The organism is Okeania sp. SIO2C2 (genome assembly GCF_010692625.1).
GTDB lineage: Bacteria > Cyanobacteriota > Cyanobacteriia > Cyanobacteriales > Microcoleaceae > Okeania > Okeania hirsuta.
The window spans coordinates 20,636-41,685 of record NZ_JAAHGM010000047.1 but is presented as its reverse complement, the minus strand read 5'-3'; the positions used below and the strand labels follow the sequence as shown (position 1 = coordinate 41,685).

The following is a 21,050-nucleotide window of genomic DNA, read 5'->3' as shown; positions in this document are numbered from 1 at the left end:
AGTGCAGTAGGATAGAATAATAAGTTTTTGAGCAACTTTCTTTTCCTGACTGTTGGAAATGTTTTGACTAGATTCAATAATTTTTGTGAGTTCATAGTTTTTATTCCTATTAAAAATTAACTTTACGTCAAACTAATACATGGAATATTACCAAATAATTCAAATTTCAAGAAATAGTTATATTTCCCTTTATAAAGTTATTATCTATTTCTTATTGCTCGTGGTTTACAGCAATAAAGAGGAGCAGGATTAGCAAATATAACAAATTTTACTGTTGATATAGACTCGTCAAAGTTTACCCACCATAACTAAAATCTAGCGAAAAACTATCTTATTTTTACTAGAGTAAACTGGCTCAAATATTACAAAATATGCACCTTCAGGTTTATTACGAGGACATTTATAACCTGATAGTTGATGACCTTTGGAAGAGAAATTAAAACCTAGATCGGTCACACAAAATGATGGTTTTGTAGTGTTACCTCCTTTAGAATTTCTATAACTTGTTATGTGTTGTGGAGGAAAACTTTTATTGTCAGAACTCCTTATATATAGAGAGCTTTCTCTACCTAGATACCGTGAATATTTTGGACGTTCAAGACCTAATGACAAAGTGGAAAAAATTTTACATTTGTTAGGAGAAACTGGAATCCATCCTCTAACTTGTGATGCTGTTATTCTTTGGCCGTATGGAGAGCCATAATTTCCATCTCCAGCTATTAGATAAGATTCAGACTTTGCCCTAGCTACATAGATTATTTTTTTATATTCGTTGCAGACTTCGAGTTTGTAATTTATTTCAATATCATCATTGATTTTTCATATTTATCCTTTATTAGTAAATAACTTAGTCTTCATAAACAGCTAGTAAAATATGTCTTAATTCCCAATCAATTTTGAAATTTTCAAAAGTTTCTTAATACCAATTCAATATTGCACCTAGCAGACTGTAATTCATCTAAGGTTAAATCGCTAACATCAATATATTCAACATTAAGATATAATTCATCAAAATCTAGATCGTCTAAACTTTCTAATATATCAGTCAAACTATCTAGAACTGTCGGATCAATTTCACTAATATCATCTATATCTATGTGAATTTCATCAAGATCAAAACCATCTGCTATTGCTGGTTCTGCCCATCCAATTATTGGTCCAAAAATTATAACTAACCTAACAGCTCCCAAAAGAGCTTTAGATATTTTAAATGATGGCTCATGTCGTTTTTTTATAACTTTTGATGTTTTGTTATTTAGTTGAGAAAGTAATTTAATTACTTTCTTAAGTTATTCTTGTTTTTTGCGTTTTTTTCTATTGAAAAACATAGATTTAACCTTTGTGAATTTGAGAGATTAGATAGAAAGTTTGACTAATAAATATAGTCAGCAAATATGACAAATTTTATATTTATAAATACCATCAATATTTGCAAAATATACTACTAGCTGATTTACAATTTTAGATTTCAGATGAATTTAGCTTTGTGAGTTTATTTACAACACTATTTCCACATCGAAAATTTCGATATGTATTATTAATCTTGTTTAAATAAATCCTTGATTGACCAGCTATTGTTCCCACTGCGACTTCTGCAGTTACATGACCAGAATATCGATCATCATATTCACTTGTTTTTACAGCAAAAGTATTATAGTTTTCTCTAGTATGTTTACATTTCCAAGCTATTTTTAAATTTGCTGTAAATTCATCATCTACTTGTTTAATATTATTCAATTGAACAGCTCCATCACCTACCATTGTCCATGAATGATTCCATGTATCGTTCCTACCTTTACCTCCCCAAGTTCCTTCGTCGTATGTACCTGATAAGGTTCTATTTAAGGTGGTTTTTAATGCTTGGGCAGAAATTTTTGATGCTAATGCTAAATTACTCACCGTCAGTGGCAATAAAATTACACCTAAAGATAAAAGAATAGATTGAAGTTTTCTAGTTTTCATAAGTTAGATATTCTCCAAATACTTATTGATTCAGATTACTTATTTAGGTGGTAGTGCATTGTAATTTTCGTGTATTGTTCGGCAATATTTGTTACAATAACAGTGGGAGCATCTTGCTCCCGTGCCAGTTATTTCTTTTTCCTATATACCATTACTATCTGAGACTACCCTTGCTTAAAAGTCAAAAAAATTTTTATGGCTTTACCAAGTAATCTAATACTTAATAATTTAACACAAGTGATACTAATACCCGCAATTCATAAAATCTCATAAAGATCATGTGTTTTTAAGCTTGATTAAGTCAGAAAAAATCAGATTATTTCATAAATATCAGAAAACATCAGATATAATAGGAAGAAATTCCTAGCTAAATTTGACTGATGATTTTTAATGAAGTATTGAAATTTGTTGATGAGATAGTTTTCGACAAAACTGGCAAACACCTTGATAGTCTCCAAAAAGCAATATTACGCGCTACTTGGCAAGGGGAAAAATACTCAAAGGTTGCTCAAGAATACCACTGCACTAAATTTCACGTTGGTAATGTCGCTTCAAATTTATGGCAACTTATTTCCAAGGAATTAAATGAAAAAATTCATAAGTCAAATTTCCGCGCTACGATGGAAAGATATCAAATTTCTAACTTTTCAAATGTATTTAATTTAGGAGTAAATAATTGTCTAAAAGGTCATATTAATCTCTGTTCAGACAACACCCATTCCCCAGAAACCACACAAAAATTATTCACTACACAAATAACAAACGAAAATAACACCCCACTGCCAAAACTCGACCTCAGAGACGCACCAGACATCAAAAAAATATTCTACGATCGCTCCACGGAACTCACAACCCTCAAAACCTGGATACTCAAACATCGTTGTCGTCTCATCACCGTCTCAGGAATAAGTGGTATTGGTAAAAGCACTATTATTCGTCACCTTATCCCAGAAATAGAATCTAATTTCGACCACATCATCTGGCGCACCCTCCGCACATCTCCACCCCTAAGCGTAACTCTCAAAAATTTAATTGAAATTATCTCCAACGAAACAGAAATAAACCTCCCCAATAACACCGATACTCAACTGTCAATGCTCATCGAAAAATTACGGGATATGCGTTGTCTAATTATTCTAGATGACGTACAACAAATACTAAGTAGGGGCGATTTCCTGCGGAATGCTACGCAAACGCGAATCGCCCCTACCCTATTTCTTGGTAAGTATAAACCAGGATATGAAAACTATGGCAACCTATTTAAAATTATCGGCGAAATTCCTCACAATAGTTGTTTTATTCTTAATAGTTGGGAGCCACCTTTAGAAATTTTCAACTTTACAGATAATGACTCAGCAGTACGTTTATTTCAATTAACTGGTTTAACGGAAAAGGTGGCGCGTGAGATGCTGAAAAATCGAGGATTATTGGATGAAGAAAAATGGCAAGAATTGATAAATTTCTATGAAGGTAGTCCTCAATGGTTAAAATTAGTAGGACAGACAATTAAAAATTTATTTGGTGGGAGTGTTGCTCAATATTTGAGTTATCAACCACTATTTTTATGCGATGAATTAACCAATCTTTTACAGCAGCATTTTCAAAGATTGTCTGAGTTAGAAAAACAAGTGCTATGTCAACTCAGCAACCAACCAAAATCTGTTTCAGTTTCCCAAATATTAGAAAAATCCCAATTATCATCACCAGAATTATTTCAAACATTACTATCTTTAGAAAGACGAAGTTGGATAGATAAAAATTTAGAAGAAAATCAGACTTTATTTATCGTTAAACCTATATTTATCCATTATATAGAACAAATTATAAATCGTTGTTAACTTCTGATAAAACTAGAATATAATTGTATTTACAGCGGATTTTATCTCAGTTAAGCATAACTGTAGTCGGCAAGATGCCAAAATGTAAACTTTGCCAAAAGTATGATTTATGAAACCATTAATGTTAGATATTTTTTCCGGTGCAGGTGGATTTAGTCTTGGTTTTAAGTGGGCAGGTTGTCAAATTATTGGTGCTATAGAAATAGATAAATGGGCATCACAAACTTTTGCTTATAATCATCCAGATGCAGTTGTTATCAATCAAGATATTGCAACTATTACTAATAAGGATATAGCAGCAATTTGGGGTAATAATAAACCACAAATTGTGATAGGATGTCCCCCTTGTCAAGGATATTCTATTTGTAATAAAAATTCTGGAGACCCTAAAGACCCTAGAAATAATCTTTTTAGAGAATTAATCAGAGTAGCTATAGTTTTTGAGCCAGAAATCTTAATTATGGAAAATGTGCCTAACCTGATTAAATTTAGGACTCATTCTCAAGTCAAAGTTATTGACATTATTGAAGAGGAGTTTAAAAAGATTGGGTATCACGTCTATATAAATATATTAGAAGCTACAGCATACGGAGTACCTCAAATCAGAAAACGTTTATTTATTGTTGCTTCAAAACGGGAACTAGAAAATCCTTTTCCCTTACCAACTCATGCAGTATCAACCAATCAGCAAATGTCTTTATTTGGAGAAAATTTAAAGTTCTGTCCGACATTATGGGATGCTATTTCTGACTTACCTCCATTGGAAGCTGGTGAAGGAAAAGAAGAGTCAAATTATTTCAAACAACCGTCAAATGAATATCAAAAATTGTTGAGAAATCGCAATAAAATTCTGTTTAATCATAAAGCAATGAATCACACTCCAAGAATGGTAGAAAGATTTGCCACAATGACTTGGGGAAGTTCTAGAAAAGATGTACCAAAACATTTACAACCACGACAAAGAAACTCTACAAAAATATCTCAAAAAATCTACGACCAAAATAATAGAAGACTCCACCCAGATCAACCATGCCATACAATTCCAGCTTCATTTTACGCTAACTTTGTTCACCCTTATCAACATAGAAATTTCACAGCTAGAGAAGGTGCAAGAATACAGTCATTTCCAGATAGTTTTAAATTCATGGGTAAACCAACAGTTGTTAGTCATAAACTACTATCTCGAGAAGGTCGTTTAGCAGAAAAACATTTATGTCAATACAATCAAATAGGAAACGCCGTTCCTCCTTTATTAGCTAAAGCTATTGCCGATAATATCTTAAAACAGTTGTAAAATAGAGCTAGATAAAATGTATGTTCATGGCAAAAATTTAGAGCAGAAAGAAAATCATAAAACGAAATATAGAGACGAAGATTCTCGGAGATATTTGAGAGAAATAAGAGAAAAATATAATGAGTGGAAATTGGCTAATGAAGGGCTAATTGGTCCATTAATTGAAAAAACAGACCAAGATAGCGAATTATTGATAAAGCGAGTAGAATTGTTGAATCAATATAAAGATTTTCTAGAACAACAACACTATGCTGAAAAATTTGATTCTCGTTCAAATCTTCATTCATCTGTGTTAGAAGAATTTATGTATTATCTCTTCAAAGATTTGGTTAGAGAATTTTCATCACAAGCTTTAATTGGTAAGTCTCGTACTTTCAAAGATATATTTTTTCGCTCTGAAAATTATCAGGATATGCTCAGTTATCCTCATGCTTTAATTGAACTAAAAGATAATGATTTTGCCATAGGAGTAAGAATTCATACCCAAATGAATTGTCAAGGTTCCCAAGAATTAGAAAGTCATATTTGGGATGTACCTGCTGTAGTTATAGAATGCAAAACTTATTTGGATCAAACTATGCTTCAAGATGCAGCAACAGCAGCAGAACAACTTAAATATAGAAATCCTAACCCTATTTATATTTTAGTGGCAGAATGGCTAAAATTAACAGATGCCGTAAATTTACGAAAATTCAAAATAGACCAAATATATGTATTAAGAAAACAAAAGAATACGGATAGAGAATTTCGATTTCAAGAAGGTTATGTGAAAAATCCTATATATGCAAATGTAGTAGAGCATTTATTTGTTTATGTTAGAGATTATTTAACATCTGATTGGGAGGGCGGTATTAATTTTGGCTTGAAACGGGGTTATTTAATTTAGCTAGCTAATCATTTTTATAGCGCTACGCGCTAGGGAATAGGGAATAGTAAATTGTTAAAGGGTTGAGAAATTTCTTAACCTTAATGCGTAGCGCTATATTGAAATTATTTTAACTGTGCCAGTTTAGAAAAATCACTACAACTGTCTACCCTCTTATATGACAACTGAATAACTGTCACCTACATACTAAGTTCTACCTTAATAGTTAGCTTAGGATTGGTATTAAGAAAAGCAAGAACACAAGAGTGACACCTTCTCATCTGGTCAGTTTCTATTAATAAGCTGTCAGAGATAAGGTATAGCAGAAGAAAGAAGGAAGAAAAAAAATATTGCGTTGTCTGAATTTTAAGCTTTTAATCTGTCCTAACCTTTCCTTCCATTGCTATAAGACTTTCTCGAATCTGCCTAAATCATTAAACCAAAAATAACTTAACTGAAAAACTATGAACTTAGTAACAACAATTAATTCCTCTAATCAGACCCAATTTGACCTAGCTGGTTATTGCCATTCCACTCCTAACTATCTACAAACCAGAGCTAGAATCAATTATTTACTCGAACGCTATCTTTCTCAAGATATTCTCACAGAAAGACTATTAGACTTACCCCAACAATTTGAAAATCCTCAACAAAGACCTTGGCAAAAAATTAATTGGCAAGCTATAAATCATAGTCAAATTATTGGTATCGAACCAAAATTATTTTTACAAGTAATTGCCTCCGCCGTAGAAATAGAAGCACCCATTCGTTCCTATTCTCAAGAAAGTTGGGGTTATTTACAAACAGCTCATCCTCAACTAGCTAGATTTATGGGAGGTGTAACTGATGAAAATGGTAAAATAATTGAAGTTGGTATTTGGGAAAAAGAAGAACGACAACACGCTCCTGCTTTTAGCAAGATTTATCAACAACTTACAGGGGAAAAATTACAGCAAAAACCTAATACCGTTCATGGTTATCAACCTACTGGAAATGTACGGGCAGAAATATATAATCATGGAGTAGGTAGAATTAGTTCTGAATGGAGTGCCGTATCTATTTATATATGGTTAATGTCTCATTCTACAGGGGCATTACAAATGGCGATCGCTCAACCTTTACAAGATGAAGTTAATCATTTGGCTAAGTTTTGGGGAATCACTAGATGGGGTTTTGGTGATTCAGCTTTTCAACGAGTTATTGGCAGTATCTCTCGTGTAATTAGACTCTTAAATCATCATCAAAAAGAGCGAACTTCTGGTCAAGATATTATCAATTTTTCTCATCTCAAATATGGTATTGAGATTGGGTATAGCTTGATGAAAGTAATGACACAAATGTGTCGTTGGAATTATCATTTAAAAGCTGATGCTTTGAGTCAAGTTTTTGGTAATTATCTCAGTCATGCTTCCGAAACTAAAAAATAAAATGAGGCGTTGCTGAATTAGTGTATGATATTCATTTTAATTACTTAGTAAGGATTCAGGAGGTAGTCTGACTGTAGGGAATAGTCAAAAAAGTTCCTACTAATACCACTATCATCACCATCCACCGAAAGCTAGTAGGGGGAATACCTAACAATAGCCAAGAAAATAGCGAAGTGAACATTGGGTAAGTAAAAAATAGAGTTAATGCCACCCCAGTTTCAATTAATCCAATAGACATATAAAGCAGTGCTAAGTAAAGAAACATTAGCATCCCGCCACCTAGCGATCGTCACAAAAGGGGACGAGATTCAGTATTTCCTAATTCTCTAATATTTTGCCAAGTGTGCGGGTAGAGTTTTGTGGCGAAGGATGCCATCAACGGAACTACCAATACCATTCGCATAAACATTAGCAAAAATGAATTTTGTACGGTGGGAGTGATATCAAATCCGTTTAATTGGACATAAAAAAAATCTTCAATCGCCATAACTACGTTGATCTTTGTAATTCTTTCTCCTCCTGACTCCTGACTCCTGACTCCTGACTCCCCCTAACTTAACCATTCTATGGCTGTTTAACCGGATTTGATATGACAAACCCTCCTGTTTGAAAAATGCCCAAAATTGTCTGTTCGTTGAATAAAACTCTGACAATGACATTTTGAAAACAGAAACAGAATGATGCAAATATAACAATGAAAAAACCAAGCATATAATTTATAGCAAAGGACTGTTTTAAGACCTTGACTATTGTGGCATTAATTATATGATGTCTGGTGAATAACTTTTAAATAGATTAAGAGTTAGCCTTCTTTGGAGGAACTACGTTAACAGTTATAGCTATCAAAGGAAAGGGTGCAGAAATATCAAAAGCTTAAAACTCAGATAACGCAAAACTTTCCTTCTTTCTTCTTCCTTCTGCTATATCAAGTGTATGATAGAGGATAGCGAATGTTTACTCCGCGTCTACAGACCCGCCATGAATAAGCACTACACGCTTTTCAAAATATTGTTAATTGTTGAAAACCATAATCAGTATACTAGCAATTACCGGATTTGGTATAACTAGAAAATAAGAAAGTAGTTGATACAGCAGAAGTCAGGATGCTGGAAAACTTATATATCTGGTGCTGTGGATATGAAAGTACACAAAGGTTTACCTATTGCGACCAATACACTATGCTTCGCCACGTCCACTACCTCGTTCATCACAGTACACCCTAACTTGAGCGAAAGATTGTTGGGTATTTGAGGTTGAGTAATTTAGTTGCCAGCTACAGATATTACGGGATAAGATAGTCGAAATTACGATGGAAATATCAATAAATAGGTAGAGACTCATAGGAGTTATCTATTGTTCATACAAGGAGTTTCTACTACTAAATACGGAATTTATATAGTCTTTTCAGGATATAATTCAGTTTCTTTACCTATTCCAAGAAAATTGCGGCCAGATGGTCAATTATTTAGGTGATGAGGGATGAGCGATCGCTGAGTCTACTTGCTTCAACAAGATTTCTAAGGTTGAGGAGTTATCCAAAACTACATCTGCTTGTTGACACTTATTTTCTAGAGGCATTTGATGATTAATTCGAGTGTAAGTTTGTTCTTGACTTAACCCATCCCGTTTCATCAATCTTTCTATTTGTTGTTGAGGTGAAGTGTATGTAACCCAAATTTCTGTTACTAAATCAGTCATTTTGGCCTCAAACAGCAATGGTATTACTAATACTGCTGTGGGGTATTGATCGGAGGTCTGATACCCAGGTTCATTATTTTTTTTGACAAACTGCTGAATATTCTGCTCGAAGCAATCGCGTACATAAGGATGAATTTGTTTCTCTAACCAAAGTAACTCCTCTTGATTATTAAAAACAATCTCTCCTAATTTTTGCCTATTAAGATTACCATTAGGTAACAATATATCAGTGCCATAGTTTTCTATTATACTATCTAAAATCAATGAACCTGGTTGTACGGCTTTGCGAGCATAAATATCTGCGTCCCAAATTGGGAGATGGTAAGTTTTGTTCAGATAATTTGATACAGTCGTCTTTCCTGTACCAATACCCCCAGTTAAACCAATGAGACGCATCATCAAAAAGTCAAAAGTCAAAAATAAATAGCCAAAAGTTAATTATTTTGAGGCAGAGCCTAACTTTCAGTAGTTTAGCTTAATTTATACCATTTATTATCGTCGCTAGTTCCTTTGCTAGTAGTTGTAGGTGTAGAAAACAGGCGTGAGCAACCCTGATTGTTATCTTTCTGAAAAGTTACAAGCAAGTTATGAAAATTTTGGATTACAGTAGAAATGGAAATAGCTCAAACAGAAATTTTCTCTATAATATTTATTTGATTTTATGTTATGGCAATAGTCAGAGCGGTTAGGAGTTATGCTGATGATGAATCCTAGACTAAGCAATGTTTTTCCTACTATTCCCTCTCTTGGTCGATTGGATATGGCGAGGAGACCCTAAGAGTGACAGAGCCGCTCCGATGTCGCCGACACGGGGTCGTACCGCTGTTCCCTGTTTCCTGCTATAGATATAGCTCATTAATTAAAGGACAAAAAAATATTGACGAAAGAGTAGTTATATGATAAGCGATAAAAAATCACAAACCAATGAACTATGCACCCATCTATAAAATTTACCAGATTCTCATAGCTGTTCCCCTAACTGGACTTTGGGTATTGGATACTGCTGCCCTCCTACCATTCCATGACAACGAAAATAATGGTAGATTAGGAATGATTTCATGGAAAATTTTTTCCGCTAAAATCGCATCAGCTCAAACATCTACTCCATCAATAGTTCCCGAAGCAAATTCAACCAATACAGTAGTAACTCCGGTAACACCATCCCCAGATTCTTCCACAACTCGCTTTGATATTACAGGTGGGAAGCAATCACAAGATAGTACTAATCTTTTCCATAGCTTCGAGAGATTTAATTTGGGAGAAAACCAAATTGTTAACTTTATCTCTAACCCAAATATCAAAAATATTCTAACTCGTGTAACTGGTGGAGATGCTTCTGTAATTAATGGTCTAATTCAGGTAACAGGGGGCAATTCTAACTTACTGATGATGAATTCTGCGGGTATAATTTTTGGTGCAAATGCTAGATTGGATGTCCCTGCATCTTTTGTCGTGACTACTGGTTCAGGTATTGGTTTTGACTCTGGTTGGTTTAATAGCATAGGTGAAAATAATTACGATATTTTAACAGGAAATCCCAGTGCTTTTTCTTTCCCAATGACGAATCCTGGAGTAATTTTAAATGAAGGTGAGTTAACTGTTGAAGCAGGAGAAAGTGTCACTTTATTGGGAGGTACAATTATTAATACAGGTAAAATTTCTGCCCCAGGTGGTGAAATTACGATCTCTACAGTTCCTGGAGAAAATTTAGTCCGTATTAGTCAAGAAGGACGTTTATTAAATTTAGAAATAGCGACAGAGGATAGAGAAAGTTCTAATGATTTACCAGAAGAATTACACAGTTTAAATCCCTTATCTATACCAGAACTTTTAACAGGTAATAGTGAAGTGATGGAAATGGCTACCGGAGTTAGAGTTAATGATAACAATGAAGTAGTTTTGACAGGTTCTAATCAAGTAATTCCTACAGATTTAGGTACAACGATTGTATCTGGTTCTCTTGATATTTCTTGGGCAGAAAATTCGGAATTGGCAAATACAAGTAGAATCAATATTTTTGGAGAAAAAGTAGGATTATTTAATGCCAAACTGAATGCTTCTGGTATTTATGGTAGTGGCAATATTAGAATTGGTGGAGATTCTCAAGGTTTAGGAACAGTTTTTAGTGCTACTCGTACTTATGTAGATGAAAATACAGAAATATTTGCTACCTCTTTTAGGGATGAGGGTGGAAATATAGTTATTTGGAGTGATGAAGAAACTAGCTTTTTTGGCAAAATAGAAGCTATTGGTCGGATTGAAGAACAGTCTATATCGCCAGAACAAAACTCCAGTAAAAATCTAGTAGAAGTTTCTAGTCAAGGAAATTTAATTTTTGATGGTACTGTTAATTTAGGTTCTCCAGATGTGTTGGGCAGTTTATCATTTAAGGCTGAAAATATTAATATTGTAGATGCAAATATTGAGGCAGCAGATAATCCTTTAAAGGGGGAAACGGCAGCAGGATCTCAGATATCAAAATCATCAATAGAAAGCATATCAGATAGTACAAATATTACTTTTCAAGCGTCTGATAATATTACTGTCAACAATTTATCTGAAACTCAATTAAGTTTTGCTCAGACAAAAGGTGAAATCTCATTTGTCGCAGATAGTGACGAAAATGGTTTAGGGTCTTTGACAATACATTCAGAAAATACTATCAATACTCAAGGAGCAGCAGTTAATATTTCTGGCACGACGATAAATACTGGAAATATTAATACAGAAGGAGGAGAACTTAATATTACCAGTAGTCAAGGTTTTGTGATGACTAATAACTTATCTACTGCCAATTCAAATATGACAGTAGAAAGCAATGGTGGAGAGATTAATATTACGGCACAGGGAAATATTACGACTGGAGAAATTGATGCGAGTGGAGACTCTAGGGGTGGAAATATCACTATGAATGCTGCTACTAATATTGATACAGAAAGCATTAATGCTGAAGGTACACAAACTGGTGGGAATATTGATCTTAGAGCACAGGGAAATATTACTACAGGGGAAATTGATGCGAGTGGAGACTCTAGGGGTGGGAATATTACTGTGAATGCTGCTACTAATATTGATACAGAAAGCATTCATGCTGAAGGTCAACAAAGTGGTGGGAATATTGATATTAGAGCTGGAAATACTCTCAACTTGCGAGGAATATCAACATCAAGCGGTAGTCGAGAAACTGGCAACATTACTATTACTGGAGATGAAATCAACCTTTTAGGTGGAGAAAACAGTGTCAGTAGCAATGGGAAACTCATCTTACAACCAGCATCAGAAAATCAAAATATTACTCTGGGAGGATTTGAAAATATAGAAGGGACAGACGGCAATTTGCCCCTACACCTGACAACAGGAGATTTAGCAACTTTGGCAAATGGTTTTGAGTCTGTTACTATCGGAAAATCTGAAAACTCTGGCAATATTACTATTGCTTCTACAGAAAGCAGCAATAATAATGGAGTTGTATTCAATGATCCCACAACTATTCAAGCAGAAAAAATTACAGGTACAGGTACAATAACTGGGGTAGATAATGCTCAAATTACTATAAATGCTAATAGTGACATTTCCACAGGCAATATTTCCACATCCACAGGTATTAGTATTACCAGTATTCAAGGCAATGTTAAGACTGGAGATGTGACGGCAAATACATCAGATAACAGTATTGGTAATATTGATATTACCAGTAGTGGTTCTATCGAAACAGGAAAATTAACCACCACAGGAACAACAGCAGGAGGAAATATTAATCTACAAGCAGGCGATCGCATAACTATAGGTAGAATAAATTCTAGCGCTACACTAGGAAATGCAGGAGAAGTTCAACTGAATGCGGAAAACGGTATTGAGGTCATATCTATACAAGCAGAAGGGGGAAATAGTGGAGGCAATGTCGAAATTACTACAGGTGATACTCTCAGGATAACAGGTACTTTTTTAGACAAAAATCAGAATATTGCTAGTATTTCTACCGCAGGAGAGATAGTGGGGGGAAATATTGCTATTAGCACCGGAAATACACCTTTTATCGTCGGAGATGCTACAATTAATGGTTCTGTAGGAGCAATAACAGATGGAAAATTAACAATTTCACCCGATCGCTCTCTAACTAGTAGTTTTGAACTCAAAGAAGTAGAAAACTCTCAACCACAAAATTCTGATTCTAGTGAAACCACAACGGAATCAGAAAATCAAGAAAATCAACCTCACTCAGAAGAATCAACTCCTCAAAATGTCACTCAACTAGAATCAACAGAATCTAGTAATTATGAGGGAAATCAAACTTCGATTGTTACCGAAACTCAAGCAGAATTAGTTGAAAAGCCAAAAAATATAGAGGAGTCGCAAACTCAAATTCCCTCTGAAGTAGATAACGAGGAACCCTCAAACACAGCTCAAGATATACAGATAGTATCTCAAAACCCCGAATCAAACTCACCAATTTTAGATAATTCTGAACCTACGGCGGCCCCTACAGAAAATATTGCATCCTCAATGAGTAGTTCAGAAGAACAAATTATCCCATTAGTTGTGGAAAATCAAAATCAAAATCAAACTACATTAGAATTTGACCAACCGAATAACTCTCAACTTGTTGTCGAAAATGTGGAGACAAATATTCTTGTAGAAGATACTAATTCCAGTTCAATTACATCAGTTTTAGAGCAAACTGTTGCTATAGAAAATCCCGTCCAAGGTAAGTCCTCTCAGAAACCAACTCCAACTATAGTCGTAGAAGAAAATATGACTACCACTGCTTCCGAAATTTCTCGCAACGATAATTACAATCAAGTTAGTTTAACTGATTCCCTATGGCAAATAGAGTTAAACAGAGGCAGAGAATTCGCGGGTTATTTAGGAAAAAATATTACTAAAAAAACTGCCACAGCAGCAAATATCCGAAATACTCTTAGTAGCGTTGAAAAAATTGGTATCAGACCAGCAATTATATATGTATCTGCACAACCCAATAATTTAGAACTGCAATTGTTTTTGCCAAACGGTAAACCTATTGTCAGAAGTAGTGGGCAAACAAGAGATGAAGTGATTGAGGTTGCCAAAAAATTTACAAATCAGATTAGGACTCCCAGTCAATTAAATTCTCATAATTATTTACCAAATGCCCAAAAATTACATCAATGGTTAATTGCACCAATTGCTGAAGAATTGGCAAATCATAATATTAATACGATCATTTTTTCGATGGATAGCGGTTTGCGAACTATTCCCATCGCCGCTCTACACGATGGTCAACAATTCCTGGTCGAAAAATATAGTTTGGGATTAATTCCTAGTTTTACTTTAACTGATACAACGTATGTTGGATTAAATGGTTCTCAAGTTTTAGCAATGGGAGCATCTGAATTTCCTGGTGATACCGAGCAAACTCCTCTGCCAGCAGTACCTGTAGAACTTAAAAGCATCGTGAATAATCTTTGGCCTGGTAAATCTTTTTTGAATCAAGGATTTACTCTCGAAAATTTAAAGCAGCAAAGTAGCAAAGAAAAATTCAAAATTATTCATTTAGCTACTCATGGAGAATTTCATCCAGGGGGTGCTGACAATTCTTATATTCAATTCTGGGATACTAAGTTACGCTTAAATGAATTACGCCAGTTACGTTTGTATAATGCACAGGTAGAATTATTAGTTTTGAGTGCTTGTACTACTGCAGTCGGAGATGAAGAGGCTGAGTTAGGTTTTGCTGGGTTAGCAGTGCAAGCGGGAGTCAAGTCTGCTTTGGCAAGTCTTTGGTACGTTAGTGATACTGGTACATTAGCTTTAATGACTGAGTTTTATCAGAGTTTATCTAACAGACCAATTAAAGCAGCAGCATTACGACAGGCCCAGTTAGCAATGTTACGGGGAGAGTTGCATTTACAAGATGGTCATATACTCCGAAATGGTAATCAACATCTACCTCTACCACGGGAGTTAGCTAGAGGAGGTAGAAGGGATTTATCTCATCCTTATTATTGGGCAGCATTTACGATGATTGGTTCGCCATGGTAAAGGAAGGAAGAGGGAAGAAGAAAGAAGGAAAAAGGCGTTGCTTAAATGTAATGATAATTAGGGTTTGCTGAAAAAGTCTTATGGGTGAGGGTAGGAGACAGGAGACAGGAGACAGGAGACAACCCACCCCTCGCCCCTCCCCCTCCCAGGAGGGGAGAAATGGGAATTTAGAGTAGGTAGGAGTAAGAATTGTCAGAATGATTTCTCTGCCCAACTTTTGCCTAAAATACTAACTTTTTGAGCATGAAGAGCTGAAAACCAGGCACTTTTTTCGACCTCAAAAAGGCACTTGTCTTTATATATCAATGCTTTTAGATTTAATCAGCAAGCCCTAATTAGACATCTACTCCAACCATAGAGAGTAGGCAGTAGGCAGCTTTGCTGTAGGGAACCCACCCCTCGCCCCTCCCCCTCCCTAGAGGGGAAAGAATTGATAATTTCTTTGGGATATAGATATTGATTTTTGATTCTTGGAGATGTCTATGAGCTGAAGGTAAAATTGAAAAACTGATGTTTTGCGCCCAAAGTTAATCTCAAAATCATTACCACTCAGCAACGCCAGGAAAAATAGGGAAACAATTTAAGGAACAAGGAAAGAAGGAAAATAGGGAAACAATTTATCGATCCAACAGTTTCATAAGAAAAAATAGAAAGTTCAACTTTGATCTGTTGCGATCGCTATTCAATACCGTTCTACATACCATCCAGGAATGCCATAGTTCCATCCTCTCATAGTTTCAAAAGGGTCTGCTCTTGTTAGTCTCCGATCGTCAGGCACAGCTACCAGAGGTGTTAAGTTATTGTTAATTTGTTGTTTTTCAGTTACGTTATTCAAAGTATTTCGTGGGAGATTTTTTTCTTTCTCAATCATTTTTTTTGATTCAAATTGTTTGCTAATTTAACATTAACCTACTTATTAAATTAATCAATCCCTCCGGTCATTAATCTCAATATTTCATTAAATAAATTTAAACTTTGTAATGTTGAGAATATTGACGCAACAAAACTAATTATAGCGATAATATCCTAAAAATAACCAAACTGCCGACTATATACAATGTCGATCGAGGTACAACGGAGGCAGGTGCGTTAGAAGCAGAAAGGCTTTATCAGTGATGTTAGGGAATCTCGCGTTGTCGCGTAAGCGCAACGTCGGGTAAATGTTTTTACAGTTAATCAGCAAAGCTGAATTAAAAAATTAAAATCTCAACGATTATTTCACCCTAGAAATAATATTATGTGCCCCCTCCGAGGGAGCTACACTATCGAATAATTTAGTTATAATAAAATTTGTGTTTGTTTGTAGTTTAACTTTAGCCCTAATACAAGTATTGTAAGAGCTAAAGCCCCACTACGAAGCCCTATTATAATTGTTCTACTGGATATGATATAATTGTGCGATGACGATGAGTATTACAAATTATTTTGGGAGTCATAAAACCAGCATCTATCAATTCTTTTTCAATATCTAAAGTGAAATATTCATCCAGATAAGGTTCCGTACTCTTCAACAAAGTAAAAACATAAGGTTTCATCGTGGCATAAACTTCTGATTTAGGGTTCATATCCATAATTGCAATATTGCCATTTGGACGTAATAACCGCCTTGCCTCGCGAAATATTTTTCTAGTAGCAGTTTGTGGTAGTTCGTGACAGACTAAAGAGATAGAAATTAAATCAAAAGAATCATCAGGTAAACCAGTTGCTTCAGCAGCAGCATGAACCCAATTAATATCTAAATTTTGCTGTTGAGAACGATACAAACCAACTGCTAAAAAATAAGGGGATAAATCTACTCCTGTAAACTTAGCTTGAGGGAAAACTTTTTGTAGTGAAAAAGTATTTAAACCAGCACCACATCCCAAATCTAAAATATCATTTGGTGTAGAAATTTCTGCTTTTAGAATATCAAGAAAACTTTTACGAAGTCTGGCATCTCCACCAATACCTTCTTCCGGCCAAATATTCGCATGAACTGCTAAAGCTGCTACTTCTTCTTCTGTAGCTGCTTGCCAACTCATATTACCTTTTTCATAAGCATGAAATGAAGTAAGGTAATATTCTGGATAGCTCAAATTAGGATTATTTACTATTTCCCATTCTCTATCCCAATTGCGTTCGGAGAGTTCTTTTGCTTGTTTGCGCCAAGGAACACCAATTTTTTCTGCACGTTTAATAATCATCTTTCGTGCTTGAGTTTTAGCAAAATTAGCGAGTGGTTTAATTGAGAGAATTCCATTGACTAATTTTGTAGCTAAATTAGGCTGAGATTTGAAAGTAGTAGTCATTATTTTTTTTCTACAAAAAATGTGTTTAAAATTAGTTGTATTGATTCTGCAATAACTATTAACGATTAACTATTAACTGATAAGCAGGTACGCAAAATTAATTACCGAAAAAATCAAGGTATAAAGCCTCTCCATTCATGGAGAAAAAAGAAAAAAATCCTTTTAGTCAATCCTCTTCTTTATAATAATTAATAATTATTAATTATTAATTGTTGAAACATATCTAACATCATACATAATAGTATACTCTGGTATCAAAACAACAAAAATGGTAATTTTTTATGAGGTTGATCGGCGAATTAAACAACGAAACTAGAAAATTGTTGGAAAGAATGAAACCCTAAAAAAACTACATTAATATAGACAATACTAAACCAACTTAGCATCATCTACTTTTGATCGAAATATCTCCAAAAACAAAAATTTATCTATAGAAATAAGCTTGTCTCAGTCGCCGGACAATTTTTCCATGAACCTCACTGCGGATACGGTTGCCACGCTGACATTGTTCCAATTTAATATTATCAACAAAAAACTTCACAGCCATATTAGTATTAGTAAGACCAACATCAACTCCCGACATATCTTGCATCCAAATTCTTGGAGACTCCCAGGAAGCATAAGTTTGAAATCTTTCTTCTATCCATTTCCATAATTCTTCGGTATAATCATCCAATTTTGTTTCTGACAAACTTCGATTAGCATTAACAATTTGCTGTAATAATTTGTTCATTTTCTTTGTTAAAAAATCTATTTTTCTTTCCCACTCATTTTCCAAAACTTCATTATCTATATCAATCAAATCTGGATCTTTTTGCCAGTTTCGATACCAACTTCTCAGCAAACTAATTAAAGTATCTTCACCCATATTCTGTGATGCTTGCAAATATAATGACTTTTGTCCTTTTTGTTTTTCTGATACTGTTTCTAACCCTACCATTCTCACTATATCTAAATAATAACCTTGAATTTCTCTAACTTCTCCCGAATCCAATCCCTGGATTTCCATAAACTTAATTTTACTAACTAACTCTGTAATTGCTTGCTTAATTTCTTCTAGCTTAACTTTAACTTTTCCTTCTGCTATAAGACGTTGACGACCAGCTTCTTTTTTAGATACAAGATGAGTCTCACCTTCTAATAATTGATCTGTCACCCTGTAAAAATTTTCTATAGCTACCAACTTTTTCTTGATATCTCCTAATGTATCTGGATGACTCAAAATTACTTCTTCAATAATTTTGATAGCTTGATTGGGGTCACTATCTGCTCTAATTGGTACAATAATTGTATAATAATAGCTAGAATTAGGACGACTAAAATTAATCAAATTTTGACTTTGTAAAGCAGCGTTAGGCACTAACAAATCACAATGACTTTCAATTAAATATAAAGTTGTGAGCCTAATTCCAATAGATTTAATTACAGCGACTGAGCCATCTTCTAAAGCCACAACATCACCAAATTTAAATGGTGTATCTACTAATAATACCAAACCACTAAAAAAGTTAGATAAAATATCTTTCAGGGCAAAACCTAGTACAAATGTAATACCACCAAATGCCACCCATAGCCCACTTAAATCTATTCCTAATGTTTGGAGGAATAAAAAACCTCCTATCAAGTAGACTAAAATTGGCAGAGTATTTTTAATTAAGGGAATTAAAACATCATCCCAGTCTGCTTCTGTTTTTTCTGCATATTTGCTGAGAGAATAAGCAATTACCTGGGTAAATAACTGATTGATTAAATAAGTAGTTACAACAATAATTCCTGCTGTTAATAATCTGTGAATTAAAGGTAAATTTTCTAATAAGTTTAAACTGTAAGTTAATACTTTAAAAACAATTAGTACAAAAAGTATCAGTAGAGGAGTTTGCAAAATATTTATAGTTAAAATACCTATTTCATTGCTTGAACGGCGAAAGAAAGACTTTAGAACCGAGAATACTAACAGATATAAAAAGAATCCTAAAACTATTGCAATCCCTAAAATTCCTCCCTGTTCGAGCCAGGGGAGTGAGTATATTGCTGAAAAGCTTGATGTTTGTAAAAGTATCAACATACTCTAAATTAATTCCTATTCTTTTTTGAAGTTTCAACTTTACCGAATAATTAGGGCTTGCTGATTAAATCTAAAAGCATTGACAGATAAAGATAAGTGGCTTTTTAGGTCTGGAAAAAGTACAAGCTTTTAGGTCGAAAAGGCTCAAAAAGTTAGCAGAAAAGGCTCACTAGGAAAGAAAAATTAAGGGATAATTTTTCCAACGACCTCCTCTAAATTCCCATTTATCCTGATACGGGCAATTCGCGTTTGCGCAGCATTCCGCAGGAAATCGCCCCTACGACTCCTGACTCCTACCCCTACTCAAAGACTTTTTCAGCAAACCCTAATTATTAATTATTCAGCTTTATTAGCCGACTCTTTCTCTTGGGAAAAAAGTTCTAGGATATTTCCTTATATTCAATTCCCTCACGGTTTTAACCAGAAGTAATTAATTATCCATTGGTAAATTAGCGTTGTAAATTTCGTGGATCTAGAGCATCTCGCAACCCATCTCCTAATAAATTAAAAGCTAATACAGTTAGAATAATTAATAATGCTGGAGGCCATACTAACCAAGGTTGTAACACTAAAATAGAAGCATTTGTGGCCAAAGATAACATATTTCCCCAGGAGGGGTCTGGTTGTTGAATACCTAAACCAATCAAACTTAAAACTGATTCTGAGATAATAAAACTAGGAATAGCTAAAGTTGCTGAAATAATTACATAAGTTGCCGTTTGGGGTAATACATGACGAACAATAATATAAAAAGAATTCGCCCCCATTGCCCTTACCGCTTGCACAAATTCTTGTTCTTTGATAGATAATACTTGTCCCCGAATGACTCTAGCTAACCCTGCCCAACTAATAAATGAAGTAATAACCACAATTAAGAGAAATCTTTGAGCACTGGTTAAACCAGGAGGTAATACAGCAGCAAGTGCCACTAATAAATAAATACCTGGAATTGTCATTAATACTTCAGCGAAACGCATCAAAATACTATCTATCCAACCACCAAAGTAACCAGAAATTCCACCAATGATCATTCCCAAGGGAAAATAGATTGTAATTCCCACTAAACCAATAAATAAACTAATCCTACCGCCAAAAAGTAAACGGCTAAATTGGTCTCGCGCTTGTTCGTCAGTACCTAATAAGTTAAATTTCCCTTCACCTGTGGTTCCGAATAAATGTCGATCCAAAGGCAAAATACCCAAGAGTTTATAGGGTGTTCCTTTGACAAATAAACCGAGAAGAGATGGTTTATTCAAGTCTACGTTTAACTCGCGGAGTCCAGTTTCTAAATCTACTGGTCCTTGAGTTGTGGGATAAACGTGGGGTCCAATAAACTCACCTGCTTGGTTTTGCCAGTAAATTTGAGTAGGTGGTAGTAGGGAACCATTGGGTTGAGATGTGTAGGGGTCGTATGGAGCAATAAAGTCAGCAGCAATTACTACCAGATAAAAAATTAATAGTAATAATGCACCAAATCTTGCTAAAGGATTTTTTTTAAGATTTTTCCACCATTTCATATTTAAGAAGTAAGAAGTAATAAGTAAGAAGGAATAAGTAAGAAAATAATATCGCTTGTCCCCTCCAGGGGAGTT

16 protein-coding genes are annotated in these 21,050 nt (G+C 34.5%); 6 read left to right on the top strand and 10 right to left on the bottom strand.

Features of this window, described 5'->3' with window-relative positions; all coding sequences use genetic code 11:
- The first annotated feature begins 532 nt into the window (after nt 1-532).
- Nucleotides 533-703 (top strand): hypothetical protein, encoded by a 171-nt coding sequence (locus tag F6K18_RS26850; RefSeq protein WP_287525345.1) that lies wholly within the window; start codon nt 533-535, stop codon nt 701-703.
- Nucleotides 704-905: 202 nt separating this feature from the next.
- Here the strand turns inward: F6K18_RS26850 and F6K18_RS26845 are convergent, their stop codons facing one another.
- Together F6K18_RS26845 and F6K18_RS26840 are read right to left on the bottom strand one after the other, a co-directional pair.
- Nucleotides 906-1,190 (bottom strand): hypothetical protein, encoded by a 285-nt coding sequence (locus F6K18_RS26845; protein ID WP_287525343.1) that lies wholly within the window; start codon nt 1,188-1,190, stop codon nt 906-908.
- Nucleotides 1,191-1,461: 271 nt separating this feature from the next.
- The gene (locus F6K18_RS26840; protein WP_287525341.1) at nt 1,462-1,962 is read right to left on the bottom strand and encodes a hypothetical protein; all 501 of its coding nucleotides are present in this window, start codon (nt 1,960-1,962) and stop codon (nt 1,462-1,464) included.
- Between the two features lie 380 nt (nt 1,963-2,342).
- Here F6K18_RS26840 and F6K18_RS26835 point away from each other — a divergent pair, with 380 nt between their 5' ends.
- The 4 genes from F6K18_RS26835 to F6K18_RS26820 all read left to right on the top strand — a co-directional run bounded on the left by F6K18_RS26835 (nt 2,343) and on the right by F6K18_RS26820 (nt 7,386).
- Complete coding sequence (locus tag F6K18_RS26835) at nt 2,343-3,800, top strand: NB-ARC domain-containing protein (RefSeq protein ID WP_287525339.1); 1,458 nt, start codon at nt 2,343-2,345, stop codon at nt 3,798-3,800.
- A gap of 109 nt (nt 3,801-3,909) precedes the next feature.
- The gene (locus F6K18_RS26830; RefSeq protein WP_287525337.1) at nt 3,910-5,094 is read left to right on the top strand and encodes a DNA cytosine methyltransferase; all 1,185 of its coding nucleotides are present in this window, start codon (nt 3,910-3,912) and stop codon (nt 5,092-5,094) included.
- A 16-nt stretch (nt 5,095-5,110) separates the two neighbouring features.
- Entirely contained in the window at nt 5,111-5,980 is an 870-nt protein-coding gene (locus F6K18_RS26825; RefSeq protein ID WP_287525335.1) for a Bpu10I family restriction endonuclease, read from the top strand.
- A gap of 443 nt (nt 5,981-6,423) precedes the next feature.
- Nucleotides 6,424-7,386 (top strand): hypothetical protein, encoded by a 963-nt coding sequence (locus F6K18_RS26820; protein WP_287525333.1) that lies wholly within the window; start codon nt 6,424-6,426, stop codon nt 7,384-7,386.
- 55 nt (nt 7,387-7,441) lie between these two features.
- Here the strand turns inward: F6K18_RS26820 and F6K18_RS26815 are convergent, their stop codons facing one another.
- The 4 genes from F6K18_RS26815 to coaE form a co-directional block, all read right to left on the bottom strand.
- On the bottom strand, nt 7,442-7,651 hold the full coding sequence (locus F6K18_RS26815) for an EamA family transporter (protein ID WP_287525366.1): 210 nt from the start codon (nt 7,649-7,651) through the stop codon (nt 7,442-7,444).
- Nucleotides 7,652-7,675: 24 nt separating this feature from the next.
- Nucleotides 7,676-7,873: a hypothetical protein gene (locus tag F6K18_RS26810; protein WP_287525332.1), complete on the bottom strand. Its 198-nt coding sequence runs from the start codon at nt 7,871-7,873 to the stop codon at nt 7,676-7,678.
- A 689-nt stretch (nt 7,874-8,562) separates the two neighbouring features.
- Nucleotides 8,563-8,727: a hypothetical protein gene (locus tag F6K18_RS26805; protein ID WP_287525331.1), complete on the bottom strand. Its 165-nt coding sequence runs from the start codon at nt 8,725-8,727 to the stop codon at nt 8,563-8,565.
- Nucleotides 8,728-8,847: 120 nt separating this feature from the next.
- Nucleotides 8,848-9,480 (bottom strand): dephospho-CoA kinase, encoded by a 633-nt coding sequence (gene coaE / locus F6K18_RS26800; protein ID WP_124145265.1) that lies wholly within the window; start codon nt 9,478-9,480, stop codon nt 8,848-8,850.
- 528 nt (nt 9,481-10,008) lie between these two features.
- Between coaE and F6K18_RS26795 the strand changes: the two genes are divergently transcribed.
- On the top strand, nt 10,009-15,105 hold the full coding sequence (locus tag F6K18_RS26795; RefSeq protein WP_287525329.1) for a CHAT domain-containing protein: 5,097 nt from the start codon (nt 10,009-10,011) through the stop codon (nt 15,103-15,105).
- Nucleotides 15,106-15,787: 682 nt separating this feature from the next.
- Here the strand turns inward: F6K18_RS26795 and F6K18_RS26790 are convergent.
- From F6K18_RS26790 to F6K18_RS26775, 4 genes are all read right to left on the bottom strand, one after another.
- A complete protein-coding gene (locus F6K18_RS26790) occupies nt 15,788-15,976 on the bottom strand; it encodes a hypothetical protein (protein WP_124145263.1) in 189 nt (62 codons plus the stop codon).
- Nucleotides 15,977-16,469: 493 nt separating this feature from the next.
- Complete coding sequence (locus tag F6K18_RS26785) at nt 16,470-17,393, bottom strand: class I SAM-dependent methyltransferase (RefSeq protein ID WP_287525327.1); 924 nt, start codon at nt 17,391-17,393, stop codon at nt 16,470-16,472.
- Nucleotides 17,394-17,817: 424 nt separating this feature from the next.
- The gene (locus tag F6K18_RS26780; RefSeq protein ID WP_287525326.1) at nt 17,818-19,275 is read right to left on the bottom strand and encodes a mechanosensitive ion channel family protein; all 1,458 of its coding nucleotides are present in this window, start codon (nt 19,273-19,275) and stop codon (nt 17,818-17,820) included.
- Nucleotides 19,276-19,907: 632 nt separating this feature from the next.
- The gene (locus F6K18_RS26775) at nt 19,908-20,975 is read right to left on the bottom strand and encodes an ABC transporter permease (protein ID WP_287525324.1); all 1,068 of its coding nucleotides are present in this window, start codon (nt 20,973-20,975) and stop codon (nt 19,908-19,910) included.
- Nucleotides 20,976-21,050: the final 75 nt, after the last annotated feature.

Bases quoted from the DNA above. Each gene is read 5' to 3' on its own strand.
- F6K18_RS26775 (WP_287525324.1), bottom strand. From the start codon at position 20,975: ATGAAATGGTGGAAAAATCTTAAAAAAAATCCTTTAGCAAGATTTGGT.
- F6K18_RS26825 (WP_287525335.1), top strand. From the start codon at position 5,111: ATGTATGTTCATGGCAAAAATTTAGAGCAGAAAGAAAATCATAAAACG.
- F6K18_RS26790 (WP_124145263.1), bottom strand. From the start codon at position 15,976: ATGATTGAGAAAGAAAAAAATCTCCCACGAAATACTTTGAATAACGTA.
- F6K18_RS26815 (WP_287525366.1), bottom strand. From the start codon at position 7,651: ATGTTTCTTTACTTAGCACTGCTTTATATGTCTATTGGATTAATTGAA.
- F6K18_RS26830 (WP_287525337.1), top strand. From the start codon at position 3,910: ATGAAACCATTAATGTTAGATATTTTTTCCGGTGCAGGTGGATTTAGT.
- F6K18_RS26820 (WP_287525333.1), top strand. From the start codon at position 6,424: ATGAACTTAGTAACAACAATTAATTCCTCTAATCAGACCCAATTTGAC.
- F6K18_RS26805 (WP_287525331.1), bottom strand. From the start codon at position 8,727: ATGAGTCTCTACCTATTTATTGATATTTCCATCGTAATTTCGACTATC.
- F6K18_RS26810 (WP_287525332.1), bottom strand. From the start codon at position 7,873: ATGGCGATTGAAGATTTTTTTTATGTCCAATTAAACGGATTTGATATC.
- F6K18_RS26835 (WP_287525339.1), top strand. From the start codon at position 2,343: ATGATTTTTAATGAAGTATTGAAATTTGTTGATGAGATAGTTTTCGAC.
- coaE (WP_124145265.1), bottom strand. From the start codon at position 9,480: ATGCGTCTCATTGGTTTAACTGGGGGTATTGGTACAGGAAAGACGACT.
- F6K18_RS26840 (WP_287525341.1), bottom strand. From the start codon at position 1,962: ATGAAAACTAGAAAACTTCAATCTATTCTTTTATCTTTAGGTGTAATT.
- F6K18_RS26795 (WP_287525329.1), top strand. From the start codon at position 10,009: ATGAACTATGCACCCATCTATAAAATTTACCAGATTCTCATAGCTGTT.
- F6K18_RS26785 (WP_287525327.1), bottom strand. From the start codon at position 17,393: ATGACTACTACTTTCAAATCTCAGCCTAATTTAGCTACAAAATTAGTC.